The organism is Paenibacillus sp. JZ16 (genome assembly GCF_015326965.1).
In the GTDB taxonomy this organism is placed as follows: Bacteria; Bacillota; Bacilli; order Paenibacillales; family Paenibacillaceae; genus Paenibacillus_AQ.
In genome coordinates, this window is sequence record NZ_CP017659.1 from 643,524 (window position 1) to 656,397 (window position 12,874).

Here is a 12,874-nt window from a genome sequence, read left to right on the forward strand (position 1 = left end):
AACGACACGCACCTCAAGATAAGTCGCTTGTCGATATTTGAATATGGATATTCAGTAATTGATCAATCACTAACATGTTGACTATTTTATGTCTTCTTTCTCTGAAATGCAACTCATATTTCGTCATTTTTACATAAAATTTCATAATTCCATAGTTTGAGGCCCTCTGTAAATGAATAAACTTGTCGCGATTTCATATTCGACGTTCAACCCACTGCCTTAACAGTATCATGTCAGTAATGTATATTTGACTCAAATACAATTATATAAAATACAAAGTCACTAATTTAGCGACTTTGTATTTGGGCATAATCAAATTTTGATGTTAGTTCGTTCAATCTGAGATTCTATTACATCATATAGAGCAAGTTTATAGTTTATTTTATCTAAATTAAAATATAGCTCTCTTATGCTTTTCTCAATTTCTTTTTTATGATGGAGCATCATCATTTTTCGTTCCGAAATCGTCGAATCTCCTTCTTTATACAAGTAGACATACTTCTGAATTTGAGCAATCGGCATTCCTGTTGCTCTAAGCGCAGTAACGAAGTGAATCCAGCTTAAATCATTTTCGTCATATAACCGCTTCCCATTTTCATTTCTCTTCACATGCGGAAGCAGCCCCTCCTTTTCGTAATATCGAAGTGTGGGAGCCGCTATTCCTGTCAATTCAGTCACTTTCTTTATTGTCAACATAAATAAAACTCATCACCTCCTATTAAAGTAAACTTTAATTGATTTTTTGGCAAATCTAATTAAAAACCAAATTGACGCTGTAAAAAGAAGAGAAAAATATGATGAAATCAAATATTTCACTGGTTCAATTATACACTAATTTTTTCAGTGAAAATGTCTTGACTTAAAGTAAACTTTATCATCTATGATAACAATGCAATTAAAAAATGAGTTCTGGAAGGATGAAGTTACAATGAATAATATCTCAATCGTCACTGGTGGTAGCCGTGGACTTGGTCGCAATACTGCCATCAGTATTGCCCGTCATGGCGGTGACGTCATCTTGACCTATCGTAGCCAAGCAGAAGAAGCAAAGTCTGTTGTTGCTGAGATCGAATCTTTGGGTCGTAAAGCAGTGGCATTACAACTTGATGTTGGAAATATTGCCAGCTTTGCGGCCTTTGCTGAGACAGTACGTTCGACCCTGCGGTCAACGTGGGATAGTGACACTTTCGATCATTTAGTGAATAATGCCGGCCACGGAGAAATGATAGACTATGCCTAAACTACTGAAGCTCAGTTCGACGGCCTGTTCAATGTGCATGTCAAAGGCGTATTTTTCTTGACCCAGGCTCTTCTGCCGCTTCTTGCAGATGGTGGTCGTATCGTGAACTTCTCATCGGGACTCACTCGCGTTTCTTATCCTGGCTTCTCTGCCTATTCCGCCGCAAAGGGTGCGGTCGAGATTCTAACCATCTATTTGGCCAAAGAACTTGGTCACCGAGGTATAACCGCCAATACTATTGCACCTGGTGCAATCGAAACCGATTTTCTAGGAGGTTCTGTACGCGACATACCTGCTTACAATGACACGTTTGCCTCGATGACTGCCCTTGGTCGAGTCGGCGTACCCGAGGACATTGGTCCTGCAGTCGCTAACCTACTTGGATCCGACAATCGCTGGATTAATGCACAGAGAATCGAAGTTTCGGGTGGTCAGAATATCTGATCGCAAGTAATAGCAGCAAAGACAATCCGTGAAACTAGAGCTGTTGCCGAACGAATACGACCATATTGTGTGTCTAAGGATAGTGTCAGCTATGCTTCCTATGATCCACTCTATTCCAACTATTCTATCCTTAGTTCAAGAAGCAAAGGCAGCCCATCTCTTGGTCGACTGCCTTTGCTTCTTTAGGGGTATCTTTTCCTGATAATTCAATAAACCGTAATTCATTTGGTTAAGCCAATAGATCATTAATCAATATCATGAGTAATAACGATATTGCGTTACCCCTACCTTGCCTACATATCCACCTTTTGCATATTGCCGCGCTTTTGCAGTGATTTCATCTTGAGGTTTACAAGTGCAATACCTATGATAATTAGAATAAGTCCCACCACCATCTTGGTCGTAATCGTTTCTCCCAAAAAGAGAACGCTGATCACGATCGCAATGAGCGGGACCAGAAAATTAAACGATCCGATTTTGCCGGCTTCGCCCGATCTAACAAGCAGAAAGAAAACGAGCCAGGTCAAGGCCGTACAGAAGATTGCAATTACCGATAAAGTCGAGATAAACGTTTGGTTCCAAGCGATATCCGTCCAGTTTTCAACGGTAGTACCCGCTATCAACAATACAATTCCACCAAAAATCATCTGAAGGGTAGTCAACCAGATTGCATCGACTTTAGTAGATGTTTTCTTCATATAAATCGTACCGAATGTCCAAGTAATCGTGCTGGCTAAACCAAGCAAGATACCAACGGTCGAAATATTTCCAGAGCCATCGTTTATGCTGATAACAGCGACTCCTATAAAGCCTAGAACCAAGCCGACTATTTTGAAAGCGTTCATGGATTCGCCTAACCACAACCAAGCTCCGATTCCGAGAAGAACGGGCTGCATGAACACGATCGTCGAAAATAGACCGGCAGGCATCATATTCAATCCGAACGTTTGAAAACCGAAAAAGAGAATGATATTCAGTAATCCGGAGATTAGGCAAATATGCCAAGTATGCTTCAAATTAAGATATCTATAACGCGGCAAAGCGAAAAGAAGCAGAATGAGACCTCCGATCGCGATCCTCAAGCCGGCAAAAAGCAATGGGGGTGCAAACTCGAGTGCATATTTGGACAACGGCCAGTTCACTCCCCACATTGCGACTAAAAAGGTTAACAGGATAACAGTAAGTGTTCGCGAAAGTTGCATTTATCTTCAGCGCTCCTTTGTGTAATGGTGATTACCATGGTACAATAGATCAACTTATAAATAAAATGCATGTTTATTATGAAGGAGATATCATAATTGTTATGACACATTCGCAATTGATGTTGTTTGTGAAAATAGTCGAGACTGGTAGCTTTACCAAAGCCGGTGAGCAATTAAATATGACACAACCTGCCGTCAGCCGAGCCATCTCAACGCTTGAATCGGAATTAGGAGTCACTCTCATGATTCGTGAACGAAAAAGCGGGGTTATCCTCACCGATATCGGCTTGCGCTTGCTTGCCATATTCAGAGAGATTTTGCATGGATACAATAAGGTAGAGCAGGAGGTAACCGCTGAAAAAGGGTTTGAAGTTGGCACCGTTCGTGTCGGGGTGTTCCCGATTGTGTCCGCGCACTTCTTGCCGAAATTATTGCGAATCATTGGGGAGAAGCATCCGGGGCTGACATTTGAACTGTTTGAAGGAACCATCGAAGAGATTAAAAAATGGCTAGAATCCAGAATAATCGATGTCGGTTGGATTATACCGCCGGGCAACGAGCTTGAAACGATTCCGTTCTTTCGAGATGAATTATGCCTGGTCCATCGGGATGATCATCCCTTGCAAAGCCGCCAAACCATTCATATTACGGATCTGGATAATGAACCTATGATTGTGTGCAAAGGCGGGTTTGTAACGCCGATTTTTGAGCTATTTAAGCAATTCCGAACCACGTTGTACGCCAAATATAACGGTCACAACATAAACACAGCGTTGAGCATGATTCAAGAAGGCTTGGGAATCTCGATCGTATCGAAAACTTCTTTGTCGCTATCTACACTGCCACCTAATGTCCGCATCCGGACCATTAATCCGCAGCCCTATAGAGACATTCACTTGGCAGTTCCTTCATTAAAGGAGGCTTCACACGGGGTGAAACTGTTCCTCCAGACTGCAAAGGAGCTTTATTTATCCGGGGATCGGTTCCACTAATGTTCAATTATCGCGCATGGCAGAAGATTCAGTTCCCCAAATAATTAGTATTTTTAAAATCCTCAGCAATAGTTCTTTCTGTACTAGTTCGATTTCGAATATCAATGCTTAAGACATCTTGTTCTATTAGCATTTTGTTCAGCATTTGAAGGCAAAAGCATAGATGTAGCTGTAGCGATGAGTGGTTCATAGTTGATTACAAAGGCCAAAGTAGATGAAAATTAGAGGAACAAACCGTTTAAACAAGACATTCCCTCCAGTATTTTGTGTATTATACCCTTGTTTTATATTAGCGACTTTCAATGGGAACATGATCCTGTCCCCCGGCATAAATCTTTCTCTCCACCCCACTGAACAAAAATTTTGCCCTACTTCTGGTAAGGTTCCCCGTATCATCTATAGCGCAGTTTGGTGCGACTAAACGGTAAGCCTATTCGAAACCGCCCATCCGATCACCGGATGGGCGGTTCTTAGTTCCTACTTCTCCTGCTCCTTTATCACCTGCTCAATCCCGAGCAGAATCAACTTCAAGCCGAACTCGAACGCCTTGTCGGTCCCCATCAGTTCGAACAGCCCGTTCGTGAACATTCTCCGGAACAGTCCCGCATCCGTCTCGCTCATAGAATCCAGAAGGCGAGTCATTTCCTCACCCGGAAGCGCCCCCGCTCCATGGTCCTTAAGAATCGCGGAGACATTGCGCTGGTGCTCATAATCATCCAGAACGAAGTTGAAGACATAATTCATAATCGTAAGTACCGTTTGTATTTTTTGCTCTTGCTCAAGCGGCGTCGATTCCACGCAGAGCAGCATTCGGTTGGTGAACCGGATGATGTCCGGTTCGTGGGGCAGCGTCGACATCATGAGCTGCGTGGAGCAGGGATACCGGCTGAGCACGCTTCGGACCGTTACCGCAAGTCCCTTCAGCTGCTCCTTCCAGTCCCCCTCGGAGCGGTACTCATCCAGAATGATTTTCGATACCTGGTTGGCCAGTCGCTGGTAGAGATTCTGCTTGCTCTTAAAGTACCAGTATATAGATGGAGCCTGAATCCCTAGCCTAACGGCCAATCGTCTCATGCTGAATTTCTCGATCCCCTCCTCACCAAGTAACTCCCACGAGGCTTCCAAAATCCTATCCTCCGAAATCTGAGGTTGCTGTTTTTTCATCGTTATCCGCCCTTTATCTAACAGTGTAAGTTTATACTTTACAGGTTCATAGGATCATGATATCATCTAACACTGTAAGGTTCAATCTAACACTGTAAGATTGAACCCAAAATAAATAAAGAAAGTAGTGACCCGCATGGATGCAGAAAACCTCCATTACTTTGAAAAAGCCCCGGTCGCAAAAGCCGTAGCTCATTTCGCTGTACCTATGATGCTAGGCACGTCAATGAGTGTCATCTATTCCATCTTGAATGCCTATTTCCTTGGTACACTTCACAATACCGCCATGTTAACCGCACTCGCGTTAACCTTGCCGTTATTCGCAATTATTATGGCGCTAGGCACCTTGATTGGCATGGGTAGCGGTACATTCATCTCCCGTTTGCTCGGTGAGAAAAAATATGATGATGTAAAGCAAGTATCTTCATTCGCTTTTTACAGCAGTTTGGTTCTCGGTCTAATTGTGATGGCCGTCGGTCTTCCGTTGCTCGATCCTATCATTTATGGCCTGGGGGCAACGCTTGACTCCTTTGGATTCACGAAGGACTATGTCACGATTATGCTTATCGGTTCACCAATCGTCGTATTATTCTTCACGCTCGAGAATATCGTGCGCTCGGAGGGTGCAGCGATCACATCGATGATCGGTATGATTCTCAGTGTGGTCGTCAATATTATTCTCGATTCGTTCGTCATCTTCGTGTTTCATTGGGATGTGATTGGCGTTGCGTCTGCTACGGTCATTTCCAACTTGGTTGCGAGTGCATTCTACGCCTTCCATATTGGATACAAGAGCCAGTTCTTAACCGTCTCCGTAAAATGGTTCAAGGCTTCCAAGGAGATTCTGAGCAATGTATTCAAAATCGGAGTTCCCGTCTTTATTATGAGTATCTTTTTGGGTGCAATGTCGCTCATCTTAAATCGTTTTCTTATTGAATATGGAGATCCGGCCGTAGCGGCTTACGGAATTTCATCACGTTTATTGCAATTTCCTGAGTTTGTTTTGATGGGCTTATGCGAGGGAGTCGTGCCGCTCATTGCCTTTTCCTTTACAGCGAATAAATTACGGATGAAGCAAACCATTGGATTTACAATCAAAACGATTGTGGCGTTAGCCATCGTATTCGGTGTCATCGTCTATCTGATTTCCGACCACTTAATCGGTTTATTTACGAATGACCCGCAATTAATTGAAATGGGCAGCTACATTTTGCATGTGACATTCTTATCCTTGTTCATTACAGGAATGACCACGTTGTTTACGGGGATTTTCCAAGCAACAGCGCAAGGAACGGCCGCGTTTATTATGTCCGTTATTCAAGGAGTTACTCTGATTCCTGTGCTCTATATCGCCAATTGGATGAACGGCTTCCACGGGGTGATCTGGTCGCTCGTCATTGCGGATGCCGTCGCATTCCTTGTCGGCGCCATCATGCTGTATGTTTTGCGGAACAAATTGCAGCCGGATTTGGATCGTTTAGTACAGTAGAATCCAATACCTTAACACGCAAGAAGGCAGGATAAAGGCAACTCATGCTCCTGCCTTTTCTAGATAAGGTGAAGCAGAAAGTTTCGCCTTCACATGTAGTAAGGCTCAACGAGTTTGATCTTCAATTATCCTGCCCGTTAGCTTAATGAAATTGCATGGAAACATAGTTAGATACTTATCTAATCGGTAATAGGCTCATATTCTTGTCCATTACGGCAATCGGTACAAGTTCTTGTCTTTGGCGAACCTTAGCCTAGCAAAGGTTCTTCCTTTTTTGTTTCATGATTTTATATCAGCTTCCAATTCCAAGATGTTTTACATTCTACTGCCCCTCCTATGGTTGCTCTATATGTTTCAACACAACCCAAAATTCCGCTAAGAAGCTATGCTTGATAATCTACAGGTTTTTGTTACCTTGCTCCTATTTGATCCGATTCATTAAATTCAAAATATCCTCCATTTCGGTCAGTTCACCTTCATGTCTGTCAATAATTGTACCCTCCTCATCGATCAGCAGTGTTAGCGGCATGCCGACCACTTGATATGCTTGTTTAATTTTGAGGTCGCTGTCCATGACGATAGGAAATTCGAGTTCATATCGTTCAACGAATTTTTGAACTGCTCCTGATTTCTCACCAACGTTAACTGCAAGCATATCAACGCCTGCAAGCTTATATGCCTCGTTCAGTAGCGGCAGTTCATTGACACAAGGATTACACCAAGATGCCCAGAAATTGATTAATACGCGTTTACCTTTATAATCCGTTAATCGTACTTGTTTCCCCTCAAGATCCATTGAGGAAAACGGCGGTGCGATATCCCCCACACCGGCATGACTTTGGGGAGCGTCTTGGAATCGGAATACTGCATATACTCCACCGAGTAGGATAACAACCAATAACAAATACTGAATGATTCTGCGTATTATAATATTCAATATAAACTCCTCGCCCACTATGTAGACAAACTCCTTGAACTTTTATCTCCTAATATAAAGCCTTAGAAAAAGTGGAATTGTCACTACTATAATTTTTCTTCGTGTCTGGAGAATCCTCCAGAGATCCCAAACAACTCTCTAAATACTTCCTGCATCCCCTCGGTTTCGTTTGTTAGGTGGATGTCATCCCTCTTTCTGTCTAGAATCACGTTCCCATCCCGTAAAAAAACGATGCGATCCGCCAATGCTTCCGCAATTTCCAATTGATGCGTTGAAAAGAGAAGCGTTTGCCCATTAGATACTGCTTGACGCACAAGCGTTATGAAGGTGTTCATCCAGTAAGGGTCCAGACCGTTGGTGGGTTCATCCAGAACCACCAGTGGTGGTTCTGCTAACAGCGCTTGTGCAAACAACACCCGCTGCCTCATGCCCTTGGAGAAGGAAGCTACGGGTTTACTGCCTGTATCCGATAAGCCGACCATCGAGAGCACCTCTTTGGCGCGAGTATTCCCAAGACCGCGAAGCCTTGCCCAAAACAGCATAGTCTCCATGGCTGTTAATCCTGGACTAAACCGATAATCATCCGGCATATATCCAATTTGCCGAGCATAATTTTGTCTGTTTTCCTGCCAATCGTGACCGTTTACGGAGATGGATCCCCTCGTCGGACGTAGAATACCGGCCACCATGCGAAGCAACGTGCTTTTTCCCGCACCGTTCCCCCCGCACAGAGCAACGGCCTCCCCTTGTCTGATATGCAGCTGTAAATCCTCAATGACCGTCTTTCCCTTAAACGATTTGTGAACCCCATCGAACCGAACCAGATGATTATCCACGACTTCTTCCCCTTTCCCATAATCCAAAAGAGATGGTCAACATGGTGCCGATCCAGAGCAACATCACGCCAATAAACACCGGGGTACCCCAAGTGGAACGAATCCATACCATCCAATCGTAATACTCCGGCCCGAGCGTCGAGCCTCCACCTAATTTGACGACGGTAAGCAGACGCGTCAATTCTGCAGGATTAAGAAATGTCAATGTAGTGACGGCCGGTTTGATCCAGGGATATGGCATCATGCCGAGCAATGCAATGAGAATAGATGGCCATGCAATGATGGCAAAAAACCAGACACCCACCGCGATCGTAAGTGCTTGCCAACGATTGCGGGCGAGTGTACCGATCAGCATGGCCAATCCGAGGAAAAACAGGGATAAACCTATTGAAAAGACCAGAAGCTGCTGATAAGTCAAAAAATCAAAACCACTACCCGAAAGCCAGCTGGCTGCTCCCGACAATCCAAATCCAAAGGAAACAATGGATAACAAGACGATGGAAAGCCCGATATACTTGCCAGCCAGAAAAGACCAGGTACCCAGCGGATAAGTTGAGAGAAGCTCCCAGTTGCCCTCTTCCTTCTCGCCTGTTAAGGAAAAAGAGCCCAACATCAGCGCCATCAAAGGAAGCAAATATAACGCCAGGTTTAACATGGTGCCGCTAGTGCCGGAATATCCGCTTACATAACCTTGCGAGTTAATAATCAATAAACTTACCATAAACATGGCGAAAAGGGCCATGAATGAATAGGCCCATGGATTTCGAAAGCCAATTTTCATTTCTCTTACAGCTACATAACCCATTTCACTCACAAGCCGTGTCCTCCGGTTGCTGGTTGCTCATCGGCGCTGTGGTCAGGCATATCATCACCAGGCTCCTGATCCGGTGCATGATCATGACCGTGCTCCCCTCCCATATCCATCATATCCCGATTGACTTCCCACGAGTGATTGGCGAGATCTTCTGCCGTCATGAGTTTACCTTTGCCTTGTTCTTCAATATAAGCTGTGGCATCCGCCTCTTGTTCAAACGAGACGATTCCATAAGCCATTGGTGTTTGATATGAAGGATCATAGGCATAGTATGCTTTTTCATAACGGAGCCATTGTTTGCTGTTAAAATCTCGGACGAATTCTGCGCCGATCGTATCGGTTCCGTTCTCTTTCTTCCACGTATTTAAACAGCCGATATCATCAAATTTGAGAGATTGACCGTCCTTTGTTATAATTTGAGTCGCATATTGGTCGTCTTTGACGGCCATCTTGCAAATGACACATACATCCGTATTTTCGTTGATAGCCTGCGGCTCATACTTCTCTCCTCCGCAAGCAGATAGTATCATCAAGATAGCAACCATAATTAAGGTTAGTTGAATCCCTTTTCTCATGTATTTCGTCTCCTCATCGATAAAATTAAAATGGCTGTACAGCCTAGCAGTATGAACCCCATAAGTCCGGTCTTTATTAAACCTCCCTGGTCTCCGCCTCGATCATCGTTACCGGGCGGAACCATTAGCGGGGCCTTATCCATAGTCCAGCGATCTCGATCCGTCTGGTAGAGTCCTTCCAGGAATACCATGCCCGGTGATTGAAAAAACAATTGAAATGCTGGTCGCTTTTTTGTGAGTCCCTGGAAAAACGGATTCATTCCATATGTTATATCGCTGATCCCGTCTCCATCCGCATCGATACCCCGAAAATTGTCCCAATAATTCTCTGTAATCCGATTTTCCTCACTGCCTCGTGCCTGTGCATCCGACACATTACTAATAAATTGGTTGCCTTTGATAGAATTGGCACTTGACTCCAGCAACTGCATACCGACAAAATTGTAACTTACTCTGTTGTTCTTCAAGATATTTCCGGTTGATAGTTCCACATACAGGCCAACCCGATTGCCATCAACCGTATTATTTGTCACGGTCGTCTCGTGTGTGTCATATAGCAGAATTCCTTGCGAATTTACGTTCTGGCTTTGCTTCGTGAACACATTCCCGACAACAGATACTTGTCGAGCAGTCATCACCATGGCCCCTGTCACATTTAGGTTGCCTATGTTCCGCTCGATGATGGTCCGATTTGTGTACATGCAGTGAACGCCATAACGAGAGCGTTCGATTACATTACCTGAGACGAGGATATCATCGCTGCTTTCCATATAAATGCCGTCATGTACATCACGAATCGTATTGTCGGTTATTTTCCAACGATGCCCATTGAATATATCTACGCCATTGCCTTTGTCGGCCATTTTCACGCCATCTGCCATCCAATCGATTGTATTATTCGTCAAGCTACCTTCGTTTGCGTCACGTACTGATATTCCATCTCCACCAGTCTGGATATGCAGCCTATCCACGACAGCTCGATGACCCTTGACGAGCACAGTCGGCGTTTCCTTGACCATGACATCGGTGATGCGGAGTCCGGCAATCGTTGTATTGTCAGCTTCTATCGTGATGGCCGGTAGGTCACTCATATTTCTCAGTTCTATCGTGCCACCTTCTTCCGGTCGTATCGTCAACTGCTTGTTAATGGTAATCGGGCCATGGTAATTGCCGGATTTCAATATAAGCGTATCTCCTGGCTTGGCTTGGTCCAATAAAGCTTGCAAATTAAGCCATTTGTCTTCTGCTCTTACTGGACTGCTATTCAATAACGCCAAAAAAAACCAGAGTAAAAAAAGGGGCATCATGCTTCTTCTGACTGTCATTGCACTTCTACCTGTTTCTTCTTAGTAATATGGATATCGTCCTCATACAAGTGTATAAAAATCGTCTGGTTCCCCTTTTCAGCAAAAGTAAACGAACCGCTAAATACACCATCCCCTTCATTCACAGCTTCAATGAGTATCGGTTTATCCCCAATCCGGAAATCAAAGGTAGCCTGTGCCTTGCCAGATACATTCATTCCAGTGAACAAAGCTTGTAAATCGACCTGGCTTCCCGCTATAACGGTTTCAGGTTTTGTAGACAGCTCTACTTCTACAGCTTCCAAATCGACGGATTCCTCGCCTGAACATGCCGTTACGATACCCAAAAGGATAACCACTGCCATAAATGAAACCAATTTTTGCTTCATTCCCTCACTCCCTCCAACCCGGTTGTCAGTCTTTCACATTTTAGCAATTTAAATGCTTCTGTCCTATAACTCTAGGGAGCCATTTCAAAGGTTGAAAATCGACAGATTTGTGACATGCAGAAGAAAACGAGATATACTCTATGATTGCTGAAGATGTAGAAGTGAAAGATCACGGTAATCAAATGCATGACATAGCTCAATAGAGTCATAGAAACCATCCCTGATATTCGATACAATAAAAACCGCAATTTACCAATATATAAAGAAGGAGAAAAAGTATGATCCCTGTTCGCAATGCTTCAAAGCGCTCGTATATTATTTTAGCTATAATCATTATTATCATTGCCATCGGTTACTGGTTATTTGCCTCCTTTTACAAACCTGCTCTGCCAGTTAAAATGAATTCCCCAGCTTTTTCTTTATCTGATTTACATGGAGAGACTGTAACTGAAGCACAATTTGACGGGAAAATACGATTAACGTCATTTATTTTCACCCGATGTCCGGATATTTGCCCTGCTACAACCGCTAATATGGTTGCACTCCAAAGTGAGCTTCAGAAGCAAGGACAGTTTGGTAATGAAGTCGAGTTGGTTTCCATTACATTCGATCCTAAGAACGATACACCTGAGGTATTGCAACAATATGCGGAGCGGATGGGAATTGATCAGAGAGGATGGACGTTGCTGCGAGGAGATGAAAACAAAGTAAAGGATTTGGCTTCTCAGTATAATCTATCGATTGTGCGCCTCGATGATGGGTTGTTTGCGCATTCCATCACCTCATTGCTGTTAATCGATGGTAAGCAGCGTGTGCGCCAGATCTACCGGATGGGTGAAGATATGGAGAATGAACAAATTCTGACAGATATCAAGATATTATTAAAAGAACAGCAGCGGGATTCCTAAGTCCTGCTGCTGTTCTTATTTATTCATGAAGTTTCCTACGACATTCCTTTAGCTGGAGCGGGTGATGGAAGAATATCATTAAGCTACTTCCTTTTATATTTGTTCCGACAACCATACAGAAATGGATGCAATCTCGTCTTCATCTAAACGCTTACCGAAGGCTGGCATGCCTCCTTGCCCCTTGGAAATAATGGTCGTGATTTCTTCCTCGGTAAGTTGGCTTCCTACTGTTTGCAAACTGGGTCCGTACTTTCCTTCGAGCTGGCTTCCGTGGCAGGACAAACAGTTTTGTTTGTAAACCGATGGTATCGAATTCTCAGTTGTTGCTGAGTGCTCTTTAGTATTTTCACTGCCACATGCTGTCAGTAATCCAACTAGAATTAATGCGCTCACATATTTACCAAGACTTTTTCTCATCTTGCCCTCCATACCCATACTTTTCAGTTCCAATCGATTGTTTTCTTATTTTCTCTCAATTATAAATAGATTAAAATGCCTCCTTGGGGCTATATGTAAAATAATTAATAGTTCAATTTGGAGCAGCCTTTAATAAATTCACTATGTAATTATCGCTGCTTCA

13 protein-coding genes and 1 pseudogene are annotated in these 12,874 nt (G+C 43.6%); 4 read left to right on the forward strand and 10 right to left on the reverse strand.

All coding sequences use genetic code 11. From position 1 onward, the window contains the following. Positions 1 to 312: 312 nt before the first annotated feature. A complete protein-coding gene (locus BJP58_RS02840; RefSeq protein ID WP_194542708.1) occupies positions 313 to 696 on the reverse strand; it encodes a MerR family transcriptional regulator in 384 nt (127 codons plus the stop codon). 232 nt (positions 697 to 928) lie between these two features. Here BJP58_RS02840 and BJP58_RS02845 point away from each other — a divergent pair. Continuing rightward, positions 929 to 1,684: pseudogene (locus tag BJP58_RS02845) on the forward strand (SDR family NAD(P)-dependent oxidoreductase). A 293-nt stretch (positions 1,685 to 1,977) separates the two neighbouring features. Here BJP58_RS02845 and BJP58_RS02850 read toward each other — a convergent pair. Then, on the reverse strand, positions 1,978 to 2,886 hold the full coding sequence (locus tag BJP58_RS02850) for a DMT family transporter (protein ID WP_194542709.1): 909 nt from the start codon (positions 2,884 to 2,886) through the stop codon (positions 1,978 to 1,980). A gap of 101 nt (positions 2,887 to 2,987) precedes the next feature. On the opposite strand from BJP58_RS02850, the gene BJP58_RS02855 reads away from it, so the two are divergent. Continuing rightward, the gene (locus BJP58_RS02855; protein ID WP_113061842.1) at positions 2,988 to 3,878 is read left to right on the forward strand and encodes a LysR family transcriptional regulator; all 891 of its coding nucleotides are present in this window, start codon (positions 2,988 to 2,990) and stop codon (positions 3,876 to 3,878) included. Between the two features lie 477 nt (positions 3,879 to 4,355). On the opposite strand, the gene BJP58_RS02860 is transcribed toward BJP58_RS02855, so the two are convergent. Further along, complete coding sequence (locus BJP58_RS02860; protein WP_194542710.1) at positions 4,356 to 5,042, reverse strand: TetR/AcrR family transcriptional regulator; 687 nt, start codon at positions 5,040 to 5,042, stop codon at positions 4,356 to 4,358. A 136-nt stretch (positions 5,043 to 5,178) separates the two neighbouring features. On the opposite strand from BJP58_RS02860, the gene BJP58_RS02865 reads away from it, so the two are divergent. Continuing rightward, positions 5,179 to 6,531 (forward strand): MATE family efflux transporter, encoded by a 1,353-nt coding sequence (locus BJP58_RS02865; RefSeq protein ID WP_194542711.1) that lies wholly within the window; start codon positions 5,179 to 5,181, stop codon positions 6,529 to 6,531. A 421-nt stretch (positions 6,532 to 6,952) separates the two neighbouring features. On the opposite strand, the gene BJP58_RS02870 is transcribed toward BJP58_RS02865, so the two are convergent. From BJP58_RS02870 to BJP58_RS02895, 6 genes are all read right to left on the reverse strand, one after another. Next, positions 6,953 to 7,486, reverse strand: coding sequence for a redoxin domain-containing protein (locus tag BJP58_RS02870; RefSeq protein ID WP_233354902.1), 534 nt, complete (start codon positions 7,484 to 7,486; stop codon positions 6,953 to 6,955). A 68-nt stretch (positions 7,487 to 7,554) separates the two neighbouring features. Next, entirely contained in the window at positions 7,555 to 8,304 is a 750-nt protein-coding gene (locus tag BJP58_RS02875) for an ABC transporter ATP-binding protein (protein ID WP_194542712.1), read from the reverse strand. Continuing rightward, the gene (locus tag BJP58_RS02880; protein WP_194542713.1) at positions 8,297 to 9,118 is read right to left on the reverse strand and encodes an ABC transporter permease; all 822 of its coding nucleotides are present in this window, start codon (positions 9,116 to 9,118) and stop codon (positions 8,297 to 8,299) included. The genes BJP58_RS02875 and BJP58_RS02880 overlap by 8 nt, the downstream gene beginning before the upstream one ends. Further along, positions 9,115 to 9,693 (reverse strand): nitrous oxide reductase accessory protein NosL, encoded by a 579-nt coding sequence (locus tag BJP58_RS02885; protein ID WP_113060843.1) that lies wholly within the window; start codon positions 9,691 to 9,693, stop codon positions 9,115 to 9,117. Before BJP58_RS02885 ends, BJP58_RS02880 begins: the two co-directional genes overlap by 4 nt. Further along, positions 9,690 to 10,970, reverse strand: coding sequence for a right-handed parallel beta-helix repeat-containing protein (locus BJP58_RS02890; protein ID WP_233354910.1), 1,281 nt, complete (start codon positions 10,968 to 10,970; stop codon positions 9,690 to 9,692). The genes BJP58_RS02885 and BJP58_RS02890 overlap by 4 nt, the downstream gene beginning before the upstream one ends. 44 nt (positions 10,971 to 11,014) lie before the next feature. Then, positions 11,015 to 11,386 carry an Ig-like domain repeat protein gene (locus BJP58_RS02895; RefSeq protein WP_113060841.1) on the reverse strand — a complete coding sequence of 124 codons (372 nt, stop codon included), beginning with the start codon at positions 11,384 to 11,386 and terminating at the stop codon, positions 11,015 to 11,017. A 278-nt stretch (positions 11,387 to 11,664) separates the two neighbouring features. On the opposite strand from BJP58_RS02895, the gene BJP58_RS02900 reads away from it, so the two are divergent. Continuing rightward, on the forward strand, positions 11,665 to 12,294 hold the full coding sequence (locus BJP58_RS02900) for an SCO family protein (protein WP_194542714.1): 630 nt from the start codon (positions 11,665 to 11,667) through the stop codon (positions 12,292 to 12,294). A 93-nt stretch (positions 12,295 to 12,387) separates the two neighbouring features. Here BJP58_RS02900 and BJP58_RS02905 read toward each other — a convergent pair whose 3' ends face one another. After that, a complete protein-coding gene (locus tag BJP58_RS02905; protein WP_194542715.1) occupies positions 12,388 to 12,711 on the reverse strand; it encodes a c-type cytochrome in 324 nt (107 codons plus the stop codon). Positions 12,712 to 12,874: the final 163 nt, after the last annotated feature.